Source organism: Stenotrophomonas sp. GW821-FHT02D01 (genome assembly GCF_059421765.1).
In genome coordinates this window covers 44,782-71,215 of the sequence record NZ_JBWKVP010000004.1, presented here as the reverse complement: position 1 = coordinate 71,215, position 26,434 = coordinate 44,782, and the positions used below count along the sequence as shown (strand labels likewise).

Annotated in this window: 17 protein-coding genes; 10 read left to right on the top strand and 7 right to left on the bottom strand. The window is 66.6% G+C overall.

The window, feature by feature from the left end; translation table 11 throughout:
• Positions 1–69: 69 nt before the first annotated feature.
• The 7 genes from AC07UW_RS09955 to AC07UW_RS09925 all read right to left on the bottom strand — a co-directional run bounded on the left by AC07UW_RS09955 (position 70) and on the right by AC07UW_RS09925 (position 15,406).
• Positions 70–1,959, bottom strand: a complete 1,890-nt coding sequence (locus tag AC07UW_RS09955; RefSeq protein ID WP_105164770.1) for an MFS transporter — start codon at positions 1,957–1,959, stop codon at positions 70–72.
• Between the two features lie 148 nt (positions 1,960–2,107).
• On the bottom strand, positions 2,108–2,905 hold the full coding sequence (locus tag AC07UW_RS09950; protein WP_495211966.1) for an SDR family NAD(P)-dependent oxidoreductase: 798 nt from the start codon (positions 2,903–2,905) through the stop codon (positions 2,108–2,110).
• A gap of 180 nt (positions 2,906–3,085) precedes the next feature.
• A complete protein-coding gene (yccS, locus tag AC07UW_RS09945; RefSeq protein ID WP_223496900.1) occupies positions 3,086–5,263 on the bottom strand; it encodes a YccS family putative transporter in 2,178 nt (725 codons plus the stop codon).
• 136 nt (positions 5,264–5,399) lie between these two features.
• Positions 5,400–7,457, bottom strand: coding sequence for a TonB-dependent siderophore receptor (locus AC07UW_RS09940; RefSeq protein ID WP_495211965.1), 2,058 nt, complete (start codon positions 7,455–7,457; stop codon positions 5,400–5,402).
• A 248-nt stretch (positions 7,458–7,705) separates the two neighbouring features.
• Positions 7,706–10,828 carry an efflux RND transporter permease subunit gene (locus AC07UW_RS09935; RefSeq protein WP_223496896.1) on the bottom strand — a complete coding sequence of 1,041 codons (3,123 nt, stop codon included), beginning with the start codon at positions 10,826–10,828 and terminating at the stop codon, positions 7,706–7,708.
• A 31-nt stretch (positions 10,829–10,859) separates the two neighbouring features.
• Positions 10,860–14,093, bottom strand: coding sequence for an efflux RND transporter permease subunit (locus AC07UW_RS09930; RefSeq protein WP_495211964.1), 3,234 nt, complete (start codon positions 14,091–14,093; stop codon positions 10,860–10,862).
• Between the two features lie 74 nt (positions 14,094–14,167).
• The gene (locus AC07UW_RS09925; protein ID WP_312107986.1) at positions 14,168–15,406 is read right to left on the bottom strand and encodes an efflux RND transporter periplasmic adaptor subunit; all 1,239 of its coding nucleotides are present in this window, start codon (positions 15,404–15,406) and stop codon (positions 14,168–14,170) included.
• 186 nt (positions 15,407–15,592) lie between these two features.
• On the opposite strand from AC07UW_RS09925, the gene AC07UW_RS09920 reads away from it, so the two are divergent.
• From AC07UW_RS09920 to aceK, 10 genes are all read left to right on the top strand, one after another.
• The gene (locus AC07UW_RS09920; RefSeq protein ID WP_495211963.1) at positions 15,593–16,912 is read left to right on the top strand and encodes a M20 family metallopeptidase; all 1,320 of its coding nucleotides are present in this window, start codon (positions 15,593–15,595) and stop codon (positions 16,910–16,912) included.
• Between the two features lie 563 nt (positions 16,913–17,475).
• The gene (gene queF / locus AC07UW_RS09915; protein ID WP_032976417.1) at positions 17,476–18,294 is read left to right on the top strand and encodes an NADPH-dependent 7-cyano-7-deazaguanine reductase QueF; all 819 of its coding nucleotides are present in this window, start codon (positions 17,476–17,478) and stop codon (positions 18,292–18,294) included.
• Between the two features lie 206 nt (positions 18,295–18,500).
• Positions 18,501–18,794 carry a LysM peptidoglycan-binding domain-containing protein gene (locus tag AC07UW_RS09910; RefSeq protein WP_025878595.1) on the top strand — a complete coding sequence of 98 codons (294 nt, stop codon included), beginning with the start codon at positions 18,501–18,503 and terminating at the stop codon, positions 18,792–18,794.
• 47 nt (positions 18,795–18,841) lie between these two features.
• A complete protein-coding gene (locus tag AC07UW_RS09905) occupies positions 18,842–19,345 on the top strand; it encodes a hypothetical protein (RefSeq protein WP_025878596.1) in 504 nt (167 codons plus the stop codon).
• A 349-nt stretch (positions 19,346–19,694) separates the two neighbouring features.
• Positions 19,695–21,917 carry an NADP-dependent isocitrate dehydrogenase gene (locus AC07UW_RS09900; RefSeq protein WP_363733981.1) on the top strand — a complete coding sequence of 741 codons (2,223 nt, stop codon included), beginning with the start codon at positions 19,695–19,697 and terminating at the stop codon, positions 21,915–21,917.
• Positions 21,918–22,245: 328 nt separating this feature from the next.
• Positions 22,246–23,193 (top strand): hypothetical protein, encoded by a 948-nt coding sequence (locus AC07UW_RS09895; protein ID WP_495211962.1) that lies wholly within the window; start codon positions 22,246–22,248, stop codon positions 23,191–23,193.
• Entirely contained in the window at positions 23,186–23,734 is a 549-nt protein-coding gene (locus tag AC07UW_RS09890) for a GTP-binding protein (protein ID WP_025878599.1), read from the top strand. Before AC07UW_RS09895 ends, AC07UW_RS09890 begins: the two co-directional genes overlap by 8 nt.
• Complete coding sequence (locus AC07UW_RS09885) at positions 23,727–24,143, top strand: roadblock/LC7 domain-containing protein (protein WP_495211961.1); 417 nt, start codon at positions 23,727–23,729, stop codon at positions 24,141–24,143. Before AC07UW_RS09890 ends, AC07UW_RS09885 begins: the two co-directional genes overlap by 8 nt.
• 52 nt (positions 24,144–24,195) lie before the next feature.
• Positions 24,196–24,555, top strand: coding sequence for a hypothetical protein (locus AC07UW_RS09880; protein WP_025878601.1), 360 nt, complete (start codon positions 24,196–24,198; stop codon positions 24,553–24,555).
• Positions 24,556–24,700: 145 nt separating this feature from the next.
• On the top strand, positions 24,701–26,431 hold the full coding sequence (gene aceK / locus AC07UW_RS09875) for a bifunctional isocitrate dehydrogenase kinase/phosphatase (protein ID WP_495211960.1): 1,731 nt from the start codon (positions 24,701–24,703) through the stop codon (positions 26,429–26,431).
• The last annotated feature ends 3 nt before the right edge of the window (positions 26,432–26,434 follow it).

Sequence of the window (26,434 nt, the reverse complement as noted above, 5' to 3'; positions counted from 1 at the left end):
GCCTCGCATCGCCCTTGGACGGTGGCGTATGCAGCGTACCGTCATCGCCCCCGGATGGGGGCGATTGCGTCAGGCGAGGTCGCCGCGCAGGGTGCGGACCTGCGCTTCCAGGGCGGCGGCATCGGTTGAATGGCCATCCACCGCCGGGGCGGCGACCACCTCGACTGTCGCCCGGAACCGGCGCGGCACGCGCATGCGGCCCAGACGGGTATCGCGGCGGCTCCACATGCTCGACCACATGCCGCGCAGGGCCATCGGCACCACCGGTACCGGACGGCGTTCAAGGATCTTCTCCACGCCGGATTTGAACGCTGCCATCGTGCCGTCGCGGGTCAGTGCGCCTTCCGGGAAGATGCATACCAGCTCGCCCTCGGCGAGTGCGGCATCGACCTCATCGAACGCGCGCTGCATCAGGGCGGGGTCTTCGCGCGCACCAGCGATCGGAATCGCCTTGGCGGTGCGGAAGATCCAGCGCATGACCGGGATGTTGAAGATCTTGTAGTACATGACGAAGCGCACCGGGCGCGGGATCGTCGCCGACAGGATCAGCGCGTCCATGTAGCTGACGTGGTTGCAGACCAGCAGCGCGGCGCCCTCATCGGGCACGTTCGCTTCGATGCCGTGCGGGCGCAGCCGGTACAGCGTGCGCACCATCACCCAGCTGAGGAAGCGCATCAGGAATTCGGGGACGATGGTGAAGATGTAGATCGCCACCACGGCATTGGCGATGGCCAGTGCCAGGAACAACTGCGGGATGGTCCAGCCGAGCAGGCGCTGGGTGAGCAGGCCGAGTACGGCCGCAGCGACGATGAAGCCGGAGTTCTGGATGTTCAGCGCAGCGAATACGCGCGACATCTCCGATTTCGGCGTGCGGCTCTGGATCAACGCAAACAGCGGCACCACGAAGAAGCCGGTGAACAGGCCGATGCCGAGCAGGTCGATGATGATGCGGATGCTGCCGGCCTGGTGCACGAACTGGGTGACCGACAGGCCCTGCGCGGTGGCCTCACCGGCGCGCGCGAAGTACAGGTCCAGCAGGAAGGCGGTCATGCCGAACGCACCCAGCGGCACCAGGCCGATCTCCACCGTACGCGCCGACAGCTTTTCGCACAGCAGCGAACCGACGCCGGTGCCTACCGAAAACAGCGCCAGGGCGAAGATGTACAGGGTGGGTTCGCCACCGAGGTTGGTGACCGCATAGGACGGCAGCTGCGCAGTGAGGATGGTGCCGACGAACCAGAACCAGGACACGCCGAGGATGGCGTTGCGTACCGCCTTCTGTTTCCTGGCCATGCGTAGCACGGCCAGCGATTCGGGAATCGGGTTCCAGTTGATCTTCAGGTCCGGGGCGCCGGCATCGACCTTGGGAATCATCCGCGCGGCAAGGTTGCCGCAGATCGCCAGCGCGATGACCGCCGTGGCGGCCACGATCGGGCCATGGGTGCCGGCCAGGGTGAACACCAGGCCGCCGACGATCATGCCGGTCAGGATCGACATCGACGTGCCCATCTCGACCAGGCCATTGCCACCGGTCAGTTCTTCCGGGCGCAGCACCGAGGGCAGCACCGAGTACTTCACCGGGCCGAACAGGGTGGACTGCAGGCCCGTGCAGAACAGTGCCACCAGCAGCACCGGCAGGCTCTCGGTAAGAAAGCCCACCGCAGCCAGCGTCATGATCACGATCTCCATGGTGGTGGTGATCACGATCAGCCGCGACTTCTCCAGCTTTTCCGCGATCTGCCCGGCCAGGGCGGAGAACAGGAAGTAGGGCAGGATGAACAGCGCCGGCGCCAGGTTGGTGTAGAGCGTGCGCTCGCTCTCGGCTACGCCCAGGTAGAACAGCAGGCCGATGATCGCCTGCCGGTACACGTTGTCGTTGAAGGCACCCAAGCCCTGCACGATGAAGAACGGCAGGAAACGGCGCTGGCGCAGCAGGGCGAACTGGTTGTGACCGGACATGGAACCTCCTTGGACCGGCGCAGCCTAGCATTCCTGCCCATCTGTCGGGACCGTGGCGGCATGCATCCACGCATGGCGTGGATCTACTCAGACCCCATGTGTGGGTGCGGACGGTGGGTGCGGACCGTTGGTCCGCACACCTGAGAACTCAGACGATATCGTCGACCACGCCACCATCGACCCGCAGCGCTGCGCCGGAGGTGGCCGACGCCTGCGGCGAGGCGAGGTAGACCACCATGTTGGCCACTTCCTCGACCGTGGCCGCGCGCTGGATCACCAATGCAGGACGATGGGCCATCACGAACTCACGGCCGATCTGCTCCAGCGGCTTGCCGGTGCGTGCACGCTCTTCTTCGAACATTGTTGCGAAGCCGTCGGACAACGTCGGGCCGGGCAGTACCGCATTGACGGTGACGCCGCTGCCGGCTACGCGTTTGGCCAGGCCGCGCGACAGCGACAGCTGCGCGGTCTTGCTGACGCCGTAATGGATCATGTCGGCAGGAATGTTGCGTGCCGATTCGGAGGAGATGAACAGCACGCGGCCCCAACCGGCGTCGACCATCGCCGGAAGCAGGGCGCGCGACAGGCGCACGCCGGACATGACATTGGTCTGCCAGTATTGCTCCCAGGTGGCATCGTCGGTCTCGAAGAAGTCCTGCGGGCCGAAGATGCCGGCATTGTTGACCAGGATGTCGACGTTGCCCGGCAGGCCGGCCAGCAGCGCGTCGACCCCGCGGGCGTCGGACAGGTCGGCGGCCACGCCCAGCACGTTGGAGTCGGGAATGGCAGCCAGCAGGCGCTGGCGCGCGCGTTCCACGCTGTCGGCACTGCGGCCGTTGAGGATGACCCGCGCACCCGCGGCGGCAAGCCCCTGTGCGATGGCCAGACCGATGCCGACGGTGGAGGCGGTGACCAGTGCGGTGCGGTCGTTGAGTTCGATCTTCATGGGGGAGATCCTGCGTGGGCGACACGGCAGTATCGGCGCCGGGGCGTGATCGGAATGCCCCCGTGGACGCAACACGATGTTGCACGGCCGACAGGATCACGCCCGAATGCCGCTCCAGCAGATCACGCCACGCGTGGATGCCGCTCCAGTAGATCCACGCCATGCGTGGATGCCGTCCGCTCAAGCCAGGCCGCGCACCGCGCCATTGGCCGCTGCCCTCACCTTCGGCAGCATCCGCAGCACCAGCGCCATCTGCGTGCGGATCAACTGCAGTTTCGGCGGCATCGTCTCATCGAGCTGCTCCAGTTCCGCGGCCACCGCACGATCGGCGTCGTTGTCTTCCTCCGACACAGGTTGCTGCGCCGTCAATGCCGACGCCAGCTGCTGCAGCGCTTTGCGCACCCGCTCACCAGCGGCCAGCGCGAGTGGATCGCCCGCGTAGCTGTCGACCTGGTCGCGGTGCGCACCCAGCGCCGACAGATGCCCGAGCAGGGTGTTGGACAACGCCAGGAAGTGGAAACCCGAATCGAGGTTGCGGCGCACGTGGCCCGGTTCGCGCAGCATGTTCGACAATGCGGTGGACAGTGCGGCATCGGCGTTGTGCATGTCGCGGCGGGCGATGCGGTAGGCCAGGTCGTCGCGCATGCCGCTGCGGTACTGGCCCAGCACCGATTCCAGATAACGGGCGGCGGTATCCAGCACCCGCGCCAGCACGCGGTGCAGCTGTCGACCCTGCCAGTCCGGCAGGATCAGGAACGCGGCCGCTGCGGCGATCGCGCACCCCAGGATCGTATCGACCATGCGCGGCACGATCAGCACGAAGCCATCGCCGATCAGGTTGAAGCAGGTCAGCGCCATCACCGTGATGGCGGCCGAGGCGACCAGATAGCGGTCGGAACGGGTGAAGAAGAACAGCAGCGCCGACAGGAGAGCGATCAGCAGCTGGATCTCCAGCGTTGGGAACAGCTGCAGCAGCGCCCAGGTCAGCACCAGGCCGGCAAGCGTACCGACGATGCGCTGGGCCAGGCGCTGGCGGGTGGCGCCGAAACTGGGCCGGCATACGAACACGATGGTCAGCAGGACCCACGAGCCGTTCTGTGCATTGAACAGATGGATGGCAACGAAACCGGCGATCAGTGCCAGCGCCATGCGCAGGCCATGGCGGAACAATACCGAGCCGGGGGTGAGCTGCTGGCGCACGCGCACGCCCATTTCGCGCAAGGTGTGCGGGTTGCTGTCGCGCAGGCGGGTGTCGACGTTGTCCAGGCTGGCTTCGGAACGTTCGGCATCGAGCAGGCGGCGCTCGATGCTGCGCAGGTTGTGCACCAGCAGGTCCAGCGAGCCGAGCAGGCGCTGCCACTGCGGCCGTTGCTGGTCGCGCAGGTAGGCCAGGGCATCGGCCAGATCGCGCCCGGCCTGCTGGTTGCTCTCGCCGTAGACGAACGGACGACGCAGCCGGATCGCTTCGCCCAGCCGTGCGCAGGCCTGGCCCTGCAGGTCGAGCAGGCGCTGGCAGCGGTACAGCACGTCGCTGTGGAAGAACGCGTCGACCAGCGCGCCGTACGGGTAATGCGAGGAGCTGGCGCGCTCATGGAAATCCTGTGCCATGTAGTACAGGCGCAGGTACAGGCCGGAGTTGACGCCGGGCCGTCCGGAGCGGCCAAAGCGCGCCAGGATCGCTGTCTTCGCCTCGTTCAGCGCGCCGACCACGCGGCGGTTCTGCTCGGCCAGGTCGAGCTGGCGGCGCTGCAGGTCCGCCTCGCGCACGGGTTCGAACAGCGCGGCCTTGAGCTGCAGGTAACGGCCCAGTTCCACGTACAGGCGGGCCACGCGCTCGCGCACCGGCCGGTTGGCGAACAACGTGGTCCACAGGATCGACAGCAGCCCGTACCAGACTGCACCTGCCAGCAGGTGGCTGACCGCATCCAGCGCACTGTGCAGGTCATGGGCACCATGCTGTTCCAGGCCGATCATGGTGTAGATGGCCAGCGTGACGGTCGCCTGGGCGATGGACGCGTAGCGCTCGCCCAGTGCACCGAGCAGTGTCAGGCCGAACGTGGACAGCGCCAGGGCGGCGATGAATATCCACGGCCAGGGGAACAGCCAGATCACCGAGGCCGCTGCCAGGCAGAAGCACAACAGCGACAGCAGCACGGCCTTGGTCCGGCCCCACCAGTTGTCATCGGTCTCGGCAATCGCACTGGCGATGATGCCGAGGAACACGCCGGGCAGCGCGGTCAGCGCATCCAGGTGCCAGCACACGGCCAGGGCCGCTGTCAGGGCAATGAACACCCGCAGGCCATAGCTGGCCTTCTCGTGGGCCCACAGGCGGCTGAGGCGGGATTCGCGTGCGGACATGCAGGCTCGGCGAAAGGATCGGCCACCATTATTACGGGCCACGCGTGAAATCCGGTAGCGCCGCGCCATGCGCGGCGAGCACGCAGCGCGGCGTGGCATGCAGCCGCCGGGCATGGCCCGGCGCTACCGAGACCCGTTACATGTCGAACCGAACGCTCAGCGCGAAGGTGCGCGGCAGGCCGACGCCGGCATTGGACCAGTACCTGCGGTTGGCCAGGTTCTCCACGCTGGCACGCAGGGTCACCGGATGGCCGGAGGCCAGCAGGCGGTAACCGACGCCGGCGTTGACGAGGGTGTAGTCGGGCAGCTTCAGGGCGTTGTCGGCGTCGTACCAGACATCGCCGTAGTAGCGCACGGCGGCATAGGTCTCCAGCCCTTCCACCCACGGCAGCTGGTAGGTGGCGTGCAGCACGCCGCTCCAGCGCGCAGCACCGACGGTACGGTTGCCTTCCTGCGCCGCGCTGCCCGGTGACAGCTTGTCGTAGGTCGGGTCCAGCCAGGTCACGCCACCGCCCACGGTCAGCGCATCGGTCAGGTGCAGGTCGGCGCTGGCTTCGACGCCTTCGTACAGGGTGATGCCATCCTGCACCAGGCGCTTGCCTGCATCGGTCAGCTGATCGATGTTGGCGCCACGCTCCAGGCGGAACGCAGCGACGTTCGCGTTCCAGCGATTCGCTTCCACCTTGGCGCCGATCTCGTACTGCTTGCTGATGGTGGGGTCGAGCACATCGCCGGCATTGATGTAGCTGTTGCCTACGCGGCTGCCTGCTTCCAGCGACTCGATGTAGCTGGCATACAGGGTGACGGCCTCGCTGGGCTTGAACATGACCGCGTAGGTCGGGGTGACTGGATAGGTGTGGTAGGCGCCCTTGGTCTCGAAGTCGTTGTAGCGCCAACCGGCCAGCACCGACCAGCCATGGCCGAGATCGACGGTATCGCTGACGAACACCGCCTGCTGCACGGTCTCGTCACCGCGGGTCATCACCCGTGAACCCACCGCGTCGTGACGGATGCCATGGCGCTGGTAGAGGTTGGCGCGGCCGATCAGGCTGAACTCGTAGGGACGGTCCCAGCCCAGCCCGGTCTGGTGGCTGACACCGGCCACCAGCTGGTGCTGCAGTGGGCCGGTGCCGAAGCGGCCCTGCACCAGTGCCTGCGCCAGCTTCCACTCGCTCTTGCCGCCGAGCTCATAGACGTTGACGGCGTAGTCGCCGTTGGTATCGTCGATGTAGGCGAAGATCTTGTTGACGTCATTCCACGAAGTGGTGACGCCATAGCTCAGGCTGGCCTTCCAGTCGCTGTTGATCTGCCAGTTCAGCGCGGTGGACAGCAGGCTGGAGCGGGTGTCGTAGTAGGTGCCGGGCACGCTGTTGTCGACATCGCCGGCGATCGGCCGCGGCAGTGAGGTCAGGCCACGGAAGTAGTACTGCGGTGATTCCTCGCGCAGGTCGCGCGACTGGAACACGCCGTCGAAGGTCCAGGTGAGCGCATCGCTCAGGCGCGCATCCAGCGACAGTGCGCCGACCTTGCGATCGACATGGCCACCGTTGAAGGTTTCGCCCTTTTCCTGGTATGCGTTGAAGCGGTAGCCGAACATCTGCTCGTTGCCGAAGCGGCCGCCGACGTCGATGCCGCCGCTGACGATGCCCTGCTCGCGCCAGCCGAGCTGGGCGGAGAAGGTCGGTACGTCGGTCGGTTTCTTGGTGATGTAGTTGACGATGCCGCCCGGCGCGCCGAAGCCGTACAGGAAACCTCCCGGACCCTTCAGCAGGTCGACCTGTTCCATCACTTCCAGCGGCCATTCGGTGCCCCAGGACGAGACCTGCAGACCGTTGACCCGGTAGCTGTCGAAATTCAGGTCGATGCCACGGTTGCGGATCGGCGAGCTCCAGCCACTGGCATAGGCGCTGACCTGGGTGGTGACCGAGGGGTCGAGCAGGAAGGCTTCGCCCAGCGACACGACCTGGCGCTGTTCGATCTGCTCACGGCCGATGGCGGTGATCGCGAACGGTGTATCACGCAGCGCGCGATCGCCCAGGGCGCCAGCCTCGGTATGGGTACGCTCGGCGATGACCTTGACCGCGTCCAGATCGGTGGCGCTGCGGGATTCGGCCGGGGCTTCGGCGTGTGCAGTGCAGGCGGCGGACAGCGCGATGGCCAGTACGGCCAGGCGGGGGGAGCGAATCGGCAACATCGATGGAGATCCTCGGCGGGCGGCCACGGGCCATCCGCCCATGCAGGGGGGAAAGGTCGGTGGCTGGGATCACGCAGGCATGCCGGGGACGGCAGCGGGGCGCCGCAAGGGGGCGCAGGACCATGGCTGGATGAGAATTGTTCTCTTTTCGTTACAGCGCGTCAAATGCCATCGGCGTGCGGACCAACGGTCCGCACCCACCAGGGCGGGTGTTGCAGTAGATCCACGCCATGCGTGGATGGGCCTTGCTACGCCCGCTGTGCGCGCCTCAACAGCTTCGCTTCACGCCTGCGCGCGCGCCGCGCCTTCCAGCGCTCGGCCAGGCACGAGAAGATCACGTACAGCGCCGGCGTGCTGAGCAGGGTCAGGCTCTGCGAGAACAGCAGGCCGCCGATCATCGCGATGCCCAGCGGGCGACGCAGCTCCGAACCTTCGCCCAGGCCGATCGCCAGCGGCACCGCCGCCAGAATTGCCACCATCGTGGTCATCATGATCGGCCGGAAACGCACGATGCTGGCTTCACGTGCGGCCTCGCGCGGAGTCAGCCCATGTTCGCGCTGCGCCACCAGGGCGAAGTCGATCATCATGATCGCGTTCTTCTTGACGATGCCGATCAGCAGCACCAGCGCGATCATCGAAATCACCGACAGTTCGGTGTTGGTGCCGAACAGCGCCAGCAACGCACCGACGCCAGCGGCCGGCAGGGTGGACAGGATCGTCACCGGGTGGATCAGGCTTTCGTACAGGATGCCCAGCACCAGATAGACGGTGAGGATGGCTGCCAGCACCAGGATCAGCATGTCGCTGGGGTCGGAATTGAAGCCGAAGCCCGCATCGTCGGCCAGGCGGATGTCGCCGGGCATGCGCATGCCGGCCACGGTGCTGTCGATGATGGCCTTGGCCTCGCCCATGCTGACGCCGGGGGCGAGGTTGTAGCTCAGGTCCATCGTCGTGTACTGGTTTTCATGGGTGATCTGCGAGGGCGCCAGGCCCGGCGCCTGGCGGGCCACCGCCGTGATCGGCACCATTTCGCCGTTGCGTGCGCGCACATGCACTTCGTCCAGCGCCGAAGGCGTGGCGGTCTGCGACGGCAGCGCATTGACCACCACGCTGTACTGGTTGATGTCCGAGTAGATGGTGGAGATCTGGCGCTGGCCGAAGGCGCCGTACAACGCACCGTCGATGGCGCCGACCGAGATGCCCAGGCGCGCGGCCTTGGCCCGGTCGATCTCGATGTTCTGGCGCAGGCCGGCGTTGTCGACGTCGGTGCCGACATCACGCAGCTTCGGGTTCTTCTTCAATGCCGCCTGCAGCTTGGGCAGCCACTCCTGCAGTGCGGCCAGGTCGTTGCCCTGCAGCGAGACGCGGTACTGCGCGCCCTGGCTGTTGCCACCGCCATCGTTGCTGGGCAGGTCCTGGATCGCGCGCAGGCGCAGCTGCAGGTCCGGGTAGCGGTCGGCCTTCGCACTCAGCCGTGCCAGTGCGTGTGCGGTGGTTTCGCGGCGCCCTTCCTTGCGCGACTTCAGTTCGACGTTGAACTGTGCGCTGGAGCCCTGGCGGCCGCTACCCAGGCGTACGCCCACGGTCTTCACTGCCGGGTCGGCCATCAGCATGTCGGTGATGCGGCGCTGGCGGCTGACCATGTCCTCGAAGGACACCGTCGCACTGGAATTGGCGCGGCCCCAGATCAGGCCGGTGTCCTGCGGCGGGAACGCGCCCTTCTTCACCGCACCGAACAGGAAGATGGTGACGCCGATCAGGATCAACGGTGTCAATGAAAGCAGCAGCGCATGACGCAGCGAAAAATCAAGGAACACGGTGTAGATGCGCAGCATCCTTTCGTGACCGGCATCGAGCCAGCGGCCGAAGCGCGACGGTGCCGCCGTGTGGTCGTGCGCGCTGAGGAAGCGGCTGCACAGCGCCGGGGTCAGCGTCAGCGAAACGATCATCGACACCACGATCGCCGCCACCAGGGTCACGGTGAATTCGCGGAAGAACGCGCCCATCATGCCGCTGGCGAACAGCAGCGGGATGAACACCGCCACCAGCGAAGCGGTGATCGAGACGATGGTGAAGCCGATTTCGCGCGCACCGGCGAAGGCCGCCTGCATCCGCGGCATGCCCTCGTCGAGGTGGCGCATGATGTTCTCGATCACCACGATCGCATCGTCGACCACGAAGCCGATCGCAATCACCAGCGCCAGCAGGCTCAGGTTGTTCAGGGTGAAGCCCATCACGTACATCACCAGCGCTGCACCGGCCAGCGACAGCGGCACGGTGACCGCCGCGATCAGCGTCGGTGCCAACCGGCGCAGGAACAGCGCCATGGTCAGCACCACCATCGCCAGGCTGATCAGCAGGGTGATCTGCACTTCATGCAGCGACGACCGGATGGTCGGGGTGCGGTCGAAGTAGGGCGTCATCGTGGTGCCCGGCTGCAGGTAGTCGCGCAACGCGGGAATCTGCGCTTTCACCCGGTCCACGGTCTCGACGATGTTGGCGCCGGCACGGGTGAACACATACATCACCACGGCCGGTTTGTGGTCGAACCACGCGGCCTGGTAGGCGTCCTGCTGGCCGTCGTAGACGTTGGCGATGTCCTTCAGGCGGATCACCCGGCCATCGCCCTGGGTCTTGACCACCAGATCGGCGAAGTCGGCGGCGCGTGCGACCGAATCGTTGGCGATGATCGCCGTGGTGGTGTTGCCATCGCTGAGGAAGCCGGTGGGCGAGGTCACGTTGGCCGCGCGCACGGCATTGCGCAGGTCGTCGGCGGTCAGTCCCAGCGCGTTCATCAGGCGCAGGTTGACGTCCACACGCACCGCCGGCGTCGAGGCACCGGCGATATCCACCGAGGCGACGCCGCCGATCTGGCGGATGCGCTGGGCCAGCAGCGAATCGGCGACGTTGTACAGCTCATCGGCGGACTGCGTCTGCGAGGTCAGCGCGATGGCGATCACCGGGTCGTCGTTCGGGTTCGCCTTCTGGTACATCGGCGAGCCCATGCCCGAGGGCAGGTCGGCCTGCGCCGAATTGATCGCGGTCTGTACGTCCAGCGCGGCCGAATCGATGTCGCGGTCGCTCTGGAAGATCATGAAGACCAGCGAGCTGCCTTCCGAGCTCGACGAACGCATGCGGTCGATGCCAGGCAGCTGGCCGAGATGACGCTCCAGCGGCGCGGTCACCGTTGAGGCCATGGTCGCCGCATCCGCACCGGACTGGCTGGCGTGCACGAAGATCACCGGGATCTCGATGTTCGGCAGTGCCGACACGCCGAGCCGCAGGTAACAGATCACGCCGACCATGAACAAGCCGATGGCCAGCAGGGCGGTGCCGATCGGGCGGCGGATGAAGGGGCCGGACAGGTTCATCGTGCAGTCCCCCGAAGGTGCGGGGCCAGGGTCATGCCTGCGGCTCCTGCACCGTGCCATCGCGCAGCGCACGCTGTTCACGGCGACGGGCGAGCCATTCCGAGAAGCGTTCCATGTACAGGTAGATCACCGGCGTGGTGTACAGGGTTACCAGCTGCGACAGCAGCAGGCCGCCGACGATGGCGATGCCCAGCGGCCGACGCAGTTCCGAGCCGATGCCGGTGCCCAGCGCCAGCGGCAACGCGCCAAGCATGGCTGCAGCGGTGGTCATCATGATCGGGCGGAAGCGCAGCAGGCAGGCGCGGCGGATGGCTTCGCGCGCGTTGGCGCCGGTGCGCCGCGCCTCGATGGCGAAGTCGACCATCATGATGCCGTTCTTCTTGACGATGCCGATCAGCAGCACGATGCCGACGATGCCGTCCACCGACAGGCTCAGGCCACAGACCATCAATGCCAGCAGCGCACCGACGCCGGCCGGCGGCAGGGTCGAGATGATCGTGATCGGGTGGATGTAGCTCTCGTACAGCACGCCCAGCACGATGTAGATCACCACCAGCGAGGCCAGCAGCAGCCACACCACGTCGGTCTGGCTGCCGGTGAATTCAGCGGCCTTGCCGATGAACTGCGCATGCACGTGCGCCGGCATGTCCAGGCTGGCCTTGGTCTCTTCGATGGCCTTGACCGCATCGGACAGCGAATAGCCCGCCGCGACGTTGAAGGAAACCGTCACCGCAGGAAGCTGCTGCTGGTGGCTGACCAGCAGCGGCGCGCTGGAAACCTTCGCCTCGGCCAGCGCCGACAACGGGATGATGCCGCCCGCACCGACGGTGATGCCGGTGTTCTGTGCACCGATACCGGTGGCGGTCGACGAGTTGGACGAAGTGACCTGGCCGAAGCTGGTCGCGTTGGTGCCGGTGAGTGCGCCGGCACCGTTGGAGGCGACCGCCAGCTGTTCCATCAGCGCAGTGCTGGTACGGAACTGCGGCGCCACTTCCAGCACCACGCGGTACTGGTTGAGCTCGGTGAAGATGGTCGAGATCTGGCGCTGGCCGAACGCATCGTAGAGGGTGTCGTCGATGGTCTGCATCGGCACGCCCAGCACGCTGGCCTTGTCGCGGTCGATGTTCAGTTCCAGTGCGCGGCCCTGGTTGGACAGGTTGTTGTCGACGTCGGCCAGTTCCGGGCGCTGGCGCAGCGCCTGGGTCAGGCGGTTGGCCTGCAGCGCGACTTCCGCGCTGTCCACGTCCGACAGCGAGTACTGGTACTCGGTGGCGGCCACGCGGGTGTCCAGGGTCACGTCCTGTACCGGCTTCAGGTACAGCGCCACGCCGGGAATACCGGCGACGGATTTCTGCAGGCGCGGCAGGATGTCTTCCAGCCCATCACGTTCGCCGCGCTCTTTCAGCACGATCGACAGCTGGCCCTGGTTGAGCGTGGGGTTCATGCTGCCGGCACCGATGAAGGCCGATACGCCGGTCACGTCCGGATCCCTGCGCAGCGCTTCGGCCACCTGCTGGGTGCGTTGCTCCATCTGCGGGAAGGCGATGTTCTGGTCGGCCTGGACCACGGCGGTGATCAGGCCGGTGTCCTGTTCGGGCAGCAGGCCCTTGGGAATCAGCACATACAGCAGCACGGTCAGTACCAGCGCGGCCCCGGCCACGGCCAGGGTGAGCGGCTGGTGTTCCAGCACCCAGTCCAGGCTGCGCTCATACAGGCCGACGGTGCGCGTCCACAGGTTCTGCTTGCCGGCCGCGGCCGCACGTTCGTGCGCGTCTTCGCCCTCGGGCAGCGCATCGGGCTTGAGCAGGTAGGCGCACATCATCGGGGTGAGCGTCAGCGAGATCAGCATCGACAGCACCACCGCGATGCTCAGCACCCAGGCGAACTCGTGGAACAGGCGGCCGGTGACGCCGGGCATCAGCAGCAGCGGCAGGAACACCGCCACCAGTGAAACCGTCAGCGACAGCACGGTGAAGCCGATCTGGCGCGCACCGATCTCGGCCGCCTCCTTGCCGCTCTTGCCTTGTTCGATGTAGCGCACGATGTTCTCGATCATCACGATCGCATCGTCGACCACGAAGCCGGTGGCCACCACCAGCGCCATCAGCGAGAGGTTGTCCAGCGACATGCCGGTAAAGGCCATCACTGCGAAAGTTCCGGCCAGCGACAACGGCACCGCCACCGAGGGAATGATCGTGGCCCAGAACCGGCGCAGGAATACGAAGATCACCGCTACCACCAGGCCGATGGTCAGGATCAGGGTGAACTGCACTTCATGCACCGAGGCGCGGATGGTTTCGGTACGGTCGGAGAACACCTCCAGGTGCACGTCGGCCGGCAGCACGCCCTGCAGCTGCGGCAGCAGCGCGCGGATGCGCTCGACGGTCTGCACGATGTTGGCGCCCGGCTGCCGGCGTACTTCCAGCAGCACGGCCGGCTTGCCGTCGGCCCATGCGGCGAGCTGGTCGTTCTCCACGCCATCGATCACTTCGGCCACGTCGGACAGCCGCACCGGGCGGCCGTTCTTGTAGCTGATGATGGTGTCGCGGTATTCGGCGGCGCTGGCCAGCTGGTCGTTGGTGCCGATGCTGTAGGACTGGGTCTTGCCGTTCAGCGAGCCCTTCGGCGCATTGACGTTGGCCTGGGTGAGCGCGCTGCGCAGCTCTTCCAGGGTCAGGCCCATGTTGGACAGCTGCGCCGGATTGACCTGGATGCGCACGGCCGGACGCACGTTGCCGGCGATCGACACCAGGCCCACGCCCTGCACCTGCGACAGGCGCTGGGCGAGGATCGAGTCAGCGTAGTTGTTGACGTCGCGCAGCGGTCGCGTATCGGAGGTCAGCTTGAGGGTGACGATGGCCGCGTCGGCCGGATTCACCCGGTTGTAGACCGGCTGGTACGGCAGCGACGAGGGCAGGGTGGCCTGGCGGATCGCCGCCTGCACGTCCTGTGCGGCGATATCGATGTCGCGGTCCATCGAGAACTGCAGGATGATCGTGGACAACCCCGCCGAGGAATCGGAGGTCATCAGTTCCAGCCCGGAGATCTGCCCGAACTGGCGCTCCAGCGGCGTGGTCACCAGCGAGGCCATGGTGGTGGCGTTGGCACCGGGGTACTGCGTGGTCACCACCAGGCTGGGCGCGTCGATTTCCGGCAGCGCCGACACCGGCAGCTTGCGGTAACCGAGGATGCCCAGCAGCAACAAGCCCGCCATCAACAGCGAGGTGGCAATCGGGCGGCGGATGAAGATCGTCGAAAAGCCCACGGACTGATCCTTGCTGGCACTTCAATGGCAGCGCCGGCGGGATCGCCGGCGCGGGGAAGAACAGGGGCCTGCGCTCAGCGCGGGCCACCACCGCGGCGGCCGCCGCCACTCTTCTGTTCGGCGGCCTTCAGTTCGGCCTCGGTCGGTGCGGCCGGGGTCTCACCCGGCTTCAGCGCGGTCACCTTGCTGCCCGGCTTCAGGCGGAACTGGCCTTCGCTGACCACGCGCTCGCCGCCCTTCAGGCCTTCGGCGATCTGCACCTGGCTGTCGCCCACTTCCACGCCACTGCGCACGGTCTGCATCTTCACCGTGTTGTCGCCCTGCACGACGTAGACGTACTCGCCGTCCGGGCCACGAAGTACTGCCTGGGTCGGGATCACCACGCCGCCGCCGATGGTACGCAGCTGCATGCGCACATTGACGAACTGGCCCGGCCACAGGCCGTTGTCGGTGTTGTCGAACACCGCGCGTGCCTTGAAGGTGCCGCTGTCGGCGCTGATCAGGTTGTCGACCACGTCCAGCTTGCCGTCGCCGCTGAGCACGTGCGAATCGGCGCGGTCCAGCGCTGCCACCGGTACGCTGCCGGCGGCCTGCGCCTGGCGCACGTCGCCGAGCTGGCGTTCGGGCAGGTTGAACAGCACGTGGATCGGATGGATCTGGGTCAGGGTGACCAGTGCGGTACCGGCGTTGACCACGTTGCCGGCGTCGACCGCGCGGATGCCGGCGATACCGGTGATCGGCGCGGTGACCCTGGTGTACTGCAGCTGCACCTGCGCCGAACGCATGCTGGCTTCATTGGCCGCCACTGCGCTTTCGTACTGTGCCACCTGGTTTCGTTGTGTATCCAGATCGGTCTTGGCCACGAACTGGCGGTACTCCGGCGCGTTCGAGCGCTGGTAGTTCGAGCGCGCGGTGGCCAGCAGGGCTTCGTTCTGGCGCTTGGACGCGACGGCCTGGTCATAGCTGGCCTGGGCGGTGCGCGGGTCGATCACCGCCAGCACGTCGCCCTTCTTCACTTCCTGGCCTTCGCGGAAATTGAGGCTCATCAGCTGGCCGCCCACCTGGGGGCTGACGGTCACGGTGTTCATCGCGGTCACCGTGCCCAGTGCGCTGGCATACACCGGCACGTCCTGGCGAACGGCATCGACCACGGTTACCGGCACCGGGCCGGCATCGGGATCTTCACCGCCCTCGCGAGCGCCTGCTTCCTGCCCGGCTGCCTTGTCCTTGCCGCCACCGAGTACGCGCAGGCCGACCACGGCCAGCACCAGTACCGCCACGACCAGCAGCACGATCTTCCAAACACGTGACATTCAAGACTCCAAGAGGGCTGGACGGGGTGCAACCCCGGGTGGCAATGCGCAAAGCATACCTGTGGCCCACCGGGTTTCCTGCATGACGGATGGGACGGGCGCTCAGACAGATGGACGACGCTGGAGGTTCCCGTAACGGCAAGGTTGCCCTACATTCAGGTGCAGACCCCTTCCGTGGAGATCGAGATGCGCCGTTCGTTGCTGCTGTCCGCCCTGCTGCTGGCCCTGCCGGCCCTTGCCCACGCCGAGGACGCGCAGCGCCCGGAAGTGACCGCCGCCGCGCAGCGCCTGCAGGCCAAGGTGGTTGAATGGCGCCGCGATTTCCATCAGCACCCGGAACTCTCCAACCGCGAGGAGCGCACCTCCGCCGAGGTCGCCAAGCGCCTGCGTGCGATGGGCCTGAAGCCGAAGACCGGCATTGCCCACCACGGCGTGGTGGCGATCATCGAAGGCGGCAAGCCGGGGCCGAAGATCGCCCTGCGCGCGGACATGGACGCACTGCCGGTGACCGAGCAGACCGGGCTGCCGTTCGCCTCCAAGGCCACCGCGCAGTACCGCGGGCAGACCGTAGGCGTGATGCATGCCTGTGGCCATGACGCGCACACCGCCACCCTGCTGGGCGTGGCCGAAGCGCTGGTGGCGATGAAGAAGGACCTGCCGGGCCAGGTGATGCTGATCTTCCAGCCGTCCGAAGAAGGTGCGCCGCCGCCGGAAGAGGGCGGTGCGGCGCTGATGCTGAAGGAAGGCCTGTTTGCCGACTTCAAGCCCGAGGCGGTGTTCGGCCTGCACGTGTTCTCCAGCGTGCAGGCAGGGCAGATCGCTGTGCGCGGTGGCCCGCTGATGGCCGCGTCCGATCGTTTCGGCATCAAGGTGATCGGCCGCCAGACCCATGGCTCGGCCCCATGGAACGGCGTCGACCCGATTGTTGCCACTGCCGACCTGATTGGCACCGCACAGACCATCGTCAGCCGCCGGGCCAACCTGTCCAAGCAGCCGGCGGTGCTGACCTTCGGTGCGATCAACGGCGGCATCCGCTACAACATCATTCCCGATGAAGTGGAGATGGTCGGCACCATCCGCACTTTCGATGAAGGCATGCGCCAACAGATCTTCGCCGACCTGCGGAATGTGGCCGAGCACACCGCCGCCGCGCATGGTGCCAAGGCGGTGACCGAGATCTACGAGGCCGATGGCAACCCGGCCACGGTGAACAACCCGGCCTTGACCGCGAAGATGCTGCCGAGCCTGCAGGCGGTGGTGGGCAAGGACAACGTCTACGAGCCGCCGCTGCAGATGGGCGCGGAGGATTTCTCGCTGTACGCAAAGGAAGTGCCGGGCATGTTCTTCTTCGTCGGTTCCACCAGCGTGGGCATCGACCCGGCGACGGCGCCGGCGAACCATTCGCCGAAGTTCCTGCTGGATGAGAAGGCGCTGGACGTGGGTCTGCGTGCGCTGCTGCAGGTGAGTCTGGATTACCTGCACGGTGCCGGCACCCCGGCGGAGTGAGGGTTTCTGGCAGGGCTTGCAGCCCTGCACCCGCCGAAGCAACGGCAACATCAACGGCAGAAGCGGTGCTGGATTTCTGCTGGTTGGGCGGGGCGGTGTGGGCCTGCAGGACACGCCGTAAACCCATCCATGGGGGTTCGATGGCGCCATCCATGGCGCCAACGGTCCTGCAGGCCCACACCGCCCCACCCCCGACAGGTTCACGCGAGCTGTCGGAACGACATTCTGCTTCTGGTGGGTGTCGACCTTGGTCGACACGGCAGGCGTCAGGAACGTCTGAAGGATCGGTTTTTGATTTTGATTTTTCTGATCTTTCCCGTGGTGGTGGCCGCGCGCAAGGAACTGTCAGGGGCCGGGTGGGCAGGCGGGGCGGGGGTGTCCGCGGCATGGATGCCGCGGCCAAGCCCCCATGGACGGGTTTACGGCGTCCCCCGACCCGCCTGCCCACCCGGCCAAGCCGATAGACCGCCTTTCGCGATCATCCCAATACAACCACCACGGAGGGGCTCCGCCGTTGGCCGACCCGGCCGAAGGCCCGCTCTGCGCGCGATACAATAAGCACCATGAACACCCCACAGGATTCCAGCCTCGGTCGCGAGGTCAGTTACCCGTCGCAGTACGATCCCGGCCTGCTGTTTCCCATCCCGCGCGTCGGCGCCCGCGCCGAGATCGGTCTGGACGAGGCCGCGCTGCCCTTCGTCGGCCATGACCGCTGGCACGCCTTCGAGCTGAGCTGGCTTGACCCGCGTGGCAAACCGCAGGTCGCCGTCGCCACCGTGCAGGTGCCGTGCACCTCGCCGCGGCTGATCGAATCGAAGTCGTTCAAGCTTTACCTGAACTCCCTCAACAGCACCCGCATCGACAGTGCCGAAGCCCTGCGCGAGCGCCTCGTCGCCGACCTGTCGGCCTGCGCCGGTGCCCCGGTCCAGGTCACGTTCGGCCTGCCGGCATTGCGCGAATCACCGCTGGGCGAGTCGATCGACGGCCTTGAGGTGGACATCGACTGCTATGGCCCGCCGCAGGCGGACTACCTGTCGGCCAACGCCGATGCGCTGGTGGAGGAGACCCTGGTCTCGGCCCTGCTGAAGTCCAACTGCCCGGTCACCGGCCAGCCGGACTGGGCCACCGTCAGCCTGCGCTACCGCGGCCCGCAGATCGATCGTGCCGGCCTGCTGCGCTACCTGGTCAGCTACCGCGAGCACGCCGAGTTCCATGAGCAGTGCGTCGAGCGCATCTTCAGTGAAGTGTCTGCGCGCTGCCGGCCGCAGTGGCTGGAAGTCGAAGCCCGCTATACCCGTCGCGGTGGCCTGGACATCAACCCGTGGCGCGCCAGCCCTGGCATTGCCGCCCCGGCCGCGACCTACCGCGAACTGCGGCAGTAACCGCCGCAGGCGGTTACAGATAGCGCCGGGCCATGCCCGGCGAGCGCAGCGGCCATATGCAGAGCCGCCCGCCATGGCCCGGCGCTACCGGTTGGGCCCCGATTGTTCAGCCGCCCCGGGGGGCGGCTTCACATCGGCACCATCCCCATTTAACAACCTCTATGACACCGTGCCAGCCATGTAGTCATACAGACGGGAGTGTGTGGATGAGTACCGAGAAGAAAGCCGATTTCTCCGGCGTTAGTGGCAGCGTCGACAGTACCGCCCAGCAGGTCCCCAAGGCGGACTTTTCCGGCGTCAGTGCTTCGGTGGACAGTACCGCCGAGGTGGTCAGCGGTGGCACCTACACCGTGCAGAAGGGTGATTCGCTGTCGAAGATCGCCAAGCAGCACCTGGGCGATGCCAACGCCTGGAAGAAGATCTTCGAAGCCAACCGCGATGTGCTCGACGACCCGGACAAGATCTTCCCGGGCCAGACCCTGAAACTGCCGCCGAAGTAATACCGGCGATCCAATCGCCGTCCGAACAATCCTTGGAGGAACCCCGAATGATCAAGACGACCCCGCTTCAGAATGCCCTGCTGGCCGCGCTGCTGGGCAGCGTCGCCCTGGTGGGCTGCAAGAAGAAGGAAGAAACCGCAGACAACAACGCGGCTCCGGCGGCAACCACGCCGGCCGAGGCGCCCGCGCCGATGACCGGCGCACCGCCGCCGATGGCTGCGTCGGCCGTCGCGGTATCGGCGGTCACTGTCGGCAAGACCGCCGCAGCTGACAAGTCGGTCACCACGGCCGCCCTGTTCGCGCCGAAGGACGATGTCATCGTCTCGGTGAAGACCGATGGCGCGGCCAACAATGTCACCGTCGGCGCCAAGCTGACCTTCCAGGACGGCCAGGTGGCCGGTGAGCAGAACGCAACCCTGAACACCAGCGGTGCAGAGACCACCAACATCACCTTCAAGAATGCCAATGGCTGGCCGGCCGGCAAGTACCGCGCCGAAGTCATGGTTGATGGTAAGGCGGCCGGAACGCCGCAGGAGTTCGAGGTCAAGTAAGTCCCGCCGACTCTCTCCCGGTTGGACTCACGATGGACGCAGCCGCGAGGCTGCGTCCTTTTTTGTTGGTGGCTTTGCGGGAAGGCCTCATCCACGCATGGCGTGGATCTACCTGGGCCTCGCACGCGGCATCTCCTCCACGCCACGCGTGGATGGATCACAGCGTTGCCAGGGTGCAGTACCGCCGCGTATGGCACGGCTTTGCCCCGCGCGGCTGAAAACGCGACAATGCAGGGGTTTCCCCGGCGCGCGCCCACCCTGACGGCGGCGGGGAAAGTGACACGGTTGCACGTGGCCCGGCGCTGGCGCCGGCCTTCCCCTGAGCACTGCTACAGAGTCCAAGTCCCCCATGTCCAAGATCCTCTACACGCTGACCGACGAAGCACCGTTCCTGGCCACCCAGTCGCTGCTGCCGATCGTCGACGCCTATACCTCCACCGCGGGCATCGCAGTGGAAACCCGTGACATCTCGCTGTCCGGCCGCATCCTGTCGCTGTTCCCGGAACTGCTGAGCGATGCGCAGAAGGTCAACGATGACCTGGCCGAGCTGGGCCAGCTGGCGACCACCCCCGACGCCAACATCATCAAGCTGCCGAACATCTCCGCCTCGGTGCCGCAGCTGAAGGCCGCCATCAAGGAACTGCAGGACCAGGGCTATCCGCTGCCGGATTACCCGGAAACCCCGGCCGACGACCAGCAGCGCGACTACAAGGCGCGCTACGACAAGGTCAAGGGCAGCGCAGTCAATCCGGTGCTGCGCGAAGGCAACTCCGACCGGCGCGCGCCGCTGTCGGTGAAGAACTACGCCCGCAAGCACCCGCACCGCATGGGCGCCTGGGCGTCCGATTCGAAGTCGCACGTTGCGCACATGGACGCGGGTGATTTCTACGGCAGCGAGAAGTCGGCCACCCTGGCCAACGCCGGCGCGCTGAAGATCACCCTGCACGGCAAGGACGGCAGCGCCGTCGTGCTGAAGGAAAAGACTGCGGTCAAGGCCGGTGAGATCGTCGACGCGGCAGTGATGAGCCGCAAGGCGCTGGCCGCCTTCATCGATGCGCAGATCGAAGACGCCAAGTCGCAGGGCGTGCTGTTCTCGCTGCACCTGAAGGCGACCATGATGAAGGTCTCCGACCCGATCATGTTCGGCGTGGTCGTCAACGAGTTCTACAAGGACGTGCTCGCCAAGCACGCCGACACGCTCAAGCAGGCCGGTTTCGATGCCAACAACGGCATCGGTGATCTGGTCGCGCGCCTGCCGTCGCTGCCCGAAGCCACCCGTGCCGCCATCGAAGCCGACCTGCAGGCCGAGTACGCGCAGCGTCCGGGCCTGGCCATGGTCAACTCGGACAAGGGCATCACCAACCTGCACGTGCCGAGCGACGTGATCGTCGACGCCTCGATGCCGGCGATGATCCGCGACTCCGGCAAGATGTGGAATGCCGAAGGCAAGCTGCAGGACACCAAGGCGGTCATTCCGGACCGTTGCTATGCCGGTGTGTACCAGGCTGTCATCGACGACTGCCGCAGCAACGGTGCCTTCAACCCGGCCACCATGGGCTCGGTGCCCAACGTCGGCCTGATGGCGCAGAAGGCTGAAGAGTACGGCTCGCACGACAAGACCTTCCAGATCGCTGCCGACGGCGTGGTCAAGGTCACGGATGACGCCGGCAACGTGGTGTTCGAACATGCCGTGGAAGCGGGCGACATCTGGCGCATGTGCCAGACCAAGGACGCGCCGATCCAGGACTGGGTCAAGCTGGCCGTCGAACGCGCGCGCCTGAGCAGCACCCCGGCCGTGTTCTGGCTGGACGCCGCCCGTGCCCACGATGCGCAGGTCATCGCCAAGGTCGAGACGTACCTGAAGGACCACGACACCAACGGCCTGGACATCCGTATCCTGCCGCCGGTGGAAGCGACCACCTTCTCGCTGGCCCGCATCCGCAAGGGCGAGGACACCATTTCGGTGACCGGCAACGTGCTGCGCGATTATCTCACCGATCTGTTCCCGATCATGGAGCTGGGCACCAGCGCCAAGATGCTGTCGATCGTGCCGCTGATGGCCGGTGGCGGCCTGTTCGAGACCGGTGCTGGCGGTTCGGCGCCGAAGCACGTGCAGCAGTTCGTCGAAGAGGACTACCTGCGTTGGGACTCGCTGGGTGAATTCCTGGCCCTGGCCGCGTCGCTGGAGCATCTGGGCAACCGCTACGACAACGCTGCCGCCCGCGTGCTGGCCAAGGCACTGGACGAGGCCAACGGCCAGTTCCTGGACAACGACAAGTCGCCTTCGCGCAAGCTCGGTGGCATCGACAACCGTGGCAGCCACTTCTACATCGCCCTGTACTGGGCGCAGGCCCTGGCAGCGCAGAACGAAGATGCCGCACTGCAGGCACGCTTTGCTCCGCTCGCCAAGGCCCTGGCCGACAACGAGCAGAAGATCGTTGACGAGCTGATCGCGGTGCAGGGCAAGGCCGTGGACATCGGCGGCTACTACCGTCCGGACGTGGCGAAGGCCGCTGCCGCGATGCGTCCGAGCGCGACCTTCAATGCCGCGCTGGAGCAGCTGCGCGGCTGATTCATCGCCGCCCGGTGGTGACCTCGAAACCCGCGCTCCGGCGCGGGTTTCTTTTTTGCGGGCCTGGGGTCAGATCCCTCTGTACCGCAGAGGGATCTGACCCCACCCATGGCGTGGATGTACTCGGGCCCGGAACCGTGAAATCCGTCATCTGTCGGAACGCCGTCAACACGGCATGAAACTTGCCCGCGATGGCCGTCGCAGAACGGATGCGTGCCTATTCACCACTGCCACCAATATGAGCAGTCGATCACGACGATGGCGGCAAGCCATGGCCTAGCCTTGGCGATGCGAGACCGCCGGGGAGGCGGTCGCACGGGGAACACGGATGGCACGCGTGCTCGTAGTGGGAACCGACATCCAGGGCGAACAGGCCCTGCTGCAGAGGCTGCGGCTGGCCTCGGCATTGCCGGACGGGCAGATCCGCCGCAGCCAGGACCTGGACGACTGCGATCTGCTGGTGATCCGGGATACGCCGGCGCTGCGCAACGCAGCACTGCGCATGCGCCAGCAGCGCCCGCGCCTGCACTGTTGGATCGAGGACCTCGGCGGCCAGTTGCGCGAAGGCGATGGCGGCCAGGACGTGCTGGATGATGGCGCGATAGGACGGGCGCTGCGCGGCATGCAGACCGGCACCGAAGCGACACCGATCCGCCTGGCTGACGGCGCGCATGCGATCACCCGCCTGCTGCGCGAGCGGCTGCCATCGCGGCAGGGCCAGGCGCTGCTGGGCGAGGGCGCAGAGCCGCTGCTGCTGCTGGATCTGGAGCAGGACCAGGCCGTGCTGCTGCACGAGCCGGCCACGGTGCTGGTGGAACGGCTGGCGCAGGGCTTCGAGCACCTGTATCTGGATGCGCTGCTGCCGGCGCAGCTGCAGGCACTGGCGGGTGACCGCACGCGACTGCCGTTGCGTCCGTTGCTGTGGCAATGGGCGCAGCGCAGCCGCCACTGGCAGGCGTTGGATGAGCGCCTGCGCGGGGCGTCGGTGAAGCTGCTGCGCTGGCCGGACTTCCGCGTGCTCGGCCACGATCACGATGGCTTCCGTCTATGTTCGCTGCTGCTCAAGCGTGCCTGCACGGTGGACGAATGCGCGATGCTGCTGGATCTTCCCGCCGCGGCCGTGCGCGATTTCATCCACGCCGCCTACCTGTGCGGCTATGCGCAGCTGCAGGTCGCACCTGCAGTACCGCTGGCGGGTGCGCGTGCCAGCACTGCCGACAACGGCCTGCTCGCACGCCTGTGGCGGACGCTGCGCGGGAGTGATCGCGATGCGTGAGCACAAGGTGGTGGTGCTCGGTGGCATGGGCAGCGGCAAGTCGACATTGGTACGCAGCATCGCCGCCGGTGCGGTGGTCGACACCGACGTAGCCAACAGCGACCGCGCGGGTGCCGACAAGGCTTCGACCACGGTGGCGCTGGACTACGCCGATATCGACCTGCCCAACGGCGAGAGGCTGCGCCTGTATGGCACGCCTGGCCAGCAGCGCTTTGATTTCCTGTGGCCGATCCTGCTGCAGGGTGCGCGCGGTGCGGTGTTGCTGCTGGATGCGCGCCGTGCCGGGGTGGCCGCTGAGCTGGACGCCTACCTGCAGGTGCTGCGCCCGTTCGGTCCGGCATTGGCCCTGGTGGTGGCGGTGACCCATCTTGACCAGGTGCCGGCAGCGGCACTGGATGACTGGGCCGAACGCGCCCGGCTCGATGGCCAGCCGCTGCCGTTGCTGGCGGTGGATGCCCGTGATCGCGAACAAGGACTGCTGCTGATGGACGTACTGATGAGCGAAATGGAAGCGCATGCACTGGTGGCCGCGCATGGCTGATGGACAAGGCGCGCCGTTGCCGGACGCGCAGCAGCGCGAGCGCCTGCAGCCGTTGCTGCAGGACCTGCAACAGCGGGTGGAAGGGGTGCGGACCGTGGTGCTGGCCAGCGTCGATGGCTTTGCCCTGGTCAGTGCTGGTGCGGACGGGCGCGGCGAACGCCTGGCGGCGATGACCAGCGCGATGCTGGCCCTGGCCGCAGCAGTGGGGCGCGAACTGGCACTGGGCGATCTGCAGACACTGATGCTGGAGGCCGCCGGTGGCAAGGTGCTGATGCTGGCCATCCAGGCCGAGGGGCGAGCGCCGCTGCTGCTGATGGCGGCCTGCGACCAGCGCAGCGTGATCGGCCAGGTGCTGTGGCATAGCAGGGAATGTGGCCAGGCGATCCTGGCCGAACTCAGCGGATCGTGAGCCCGGCCGCAGGGGAACGAGGGGCTCGAACCAACATTGAGAGGGGTGCAACGTGGCTGGATTGAATGATTCGTTGACTGCACTGATGGGTATCGATGGCGCGCAGGCCGTGGCGCTGGTCGACTACGAAAGCGGCATGCTGCTGGGCGAGGCCGGTTCGGGCATGGACATGGAAGTGGCGGCCGCCGGCAACACCGAAGTGATCCGCGCGAAGATGAAAACCGCCGCCTCGCTCAACCTCAACGATGGCATCGAGGACATCCTGATCTCGCTCGGCAAGGCGTATCACATCATGCGCCCGGTGGCGAAGAAGAAGGGCCTGTTCTTCTACATCGTGCTGGACCGGACCAAGTCCAACCTCGCCTTGGCGCGGCGCAAGGTGCAGGACGTGGAGGCCGAACTGGCTATCTGAACGGTAGTGCCGGCCGGCGGCCGGCAACTGCCTGCATCCAGGGGTTGCCCAGACGGTGCCGACCAGCGGGCGGCACCGTCTGCACGCTCGACGACATCACACACGCCAGCGTATGGTGAGGTCGGTTCCCCCGGATACGTCGTGCATGTCCGATCCTGTCACTGCAACCGAACTGGCGCCGCGCATCGCCGACGCCATCCGCGATGGTTTCGAGCAGTATCACGCCCGCTTCGCCGCGATCACGGCGCGTGCCCGGGTGCGTTTCCAGCAGCGCGACTGGGCGGCAGCGCGCCACGATGCGGTGGAGCGCATCGCCCTGTACGACCAGTGCATCGCCGAGCAGATGGATGCGCTGCGGCGGCTGGCCGGTGACGTCATCAGCGAACGCGCGCTGTGGCTGCAAGTGCACGCGCACTTCAGCGCCCTGCTGCAGGGCCTGATCGACGCCGAGCTCTACAAGACCTTCTACAACACCCTGTCGCGGCGGCTGTTCGCCATCCGCGGTGTGGATCCGGAAGTGGAGTTCATCGCCTTCGATGTCGAGCCCTCCGATGCGATCACCCATCCGGTGGCGCGGCACACCTACGCGGTATCGCTGACGCGGCCGGTAGAGGCGCTGCAACGGGTGCTGGCCGACTACCGCTTCGGTGTTCCGTATGCGCACCAGCTGCGCTGTGCCGCCGCCATCGCCGTGCGCCTGCAGGACGATCTGGCGCACTGGGGCGACACGCCGGTACGCAGCATCGAACTGCTCGATACCGTGTTCTACCGCGAGCGTCGCGCCTATCTGGTCGGGCGCGTGTTCGGCGAGCACCGCTTCTCGCCGTGCGTGATCGCGCTGGTCAACGACGACCGGGGCCTGCGCGCCGATGCCGTGCTGACCCGGCGTCGCGATGTGGCCCATCTGTTCGGCGTGTCGCGCAGCTATTTCCAGGCCGACCTGGGCACGGTTGGCGATGCGGTGGTGTTCCTGCGCAGCCTGCTGCCGGGCAAGCCGATCGACGAGATCTATACCGTGCTCGGACGCGCCAAACAGGGCAAGACCGAGCGCTACCGGACGTTCTTCCGTCACTTCAATGAATACCCGAATGAGCGTCTGGCGCATGCCGAAGGCACGCCGGGCATGGTCATGGCGGTGTTCACCCTGCCCAGCTACCCGCTGGTGTTCAAGCTGATCCGCGATCGTTTCGCCTGGCCCAAGACGATGTCGCGGCAGCAGGTGGAGGAAAAGTACGCCCTGGTGTTCAACCTCGACCGCGTCGGTCGCCTGCTTGACGCACAGCCCTACCGGCACCTGCGTTTCCCGCGCGAACGCTTTGCCCCGGCGTTGCTGGAAGAGCTGCTGCAGCAGTGCGCGCAGAGCGTGCGCGTGGATGGCGACGAGGTGGAGATCGCGTTGTGCTACGTGCAGCGTCGCTTCCGGCCACTGAATCTCTATCTGCGCGAACAGGCTGGAGAGGCCGTGCGCGCAGCGGTACTCGACTACGCGCAGGCGATCACCGACATGGCGCGCAACAACATCTTTCCCGGTGACATGCTGCCGAAGAACTTCGGCGTGTCGCGTCACGGCCGTGCCGTGTTCTACGACTACGACGAGTTGTGCCTGGTCAGCGACTGCGTATTCCGGGCCTGGCCCAAGCCAAACTCCGCAGAGGAAGCGATGGCCGATGAGCCTTGGTTCCATGTCGGTCCGCGTGACGTCTTCCCCGAGCGGTTTGGGCCGTTCATGGGCTTGCCGGCGCAGGAACTGGCAGCGGTGCGCGAGCACTATCGCCATCTGTTCGATCCCGCCTGGTGGCAGGGACTGCAGGCGCGCTTTGCGGCGGGCGATTATCCGGACACGCCACCGTACTCGGCTGCGCAGCGGTTGGCGTGATTG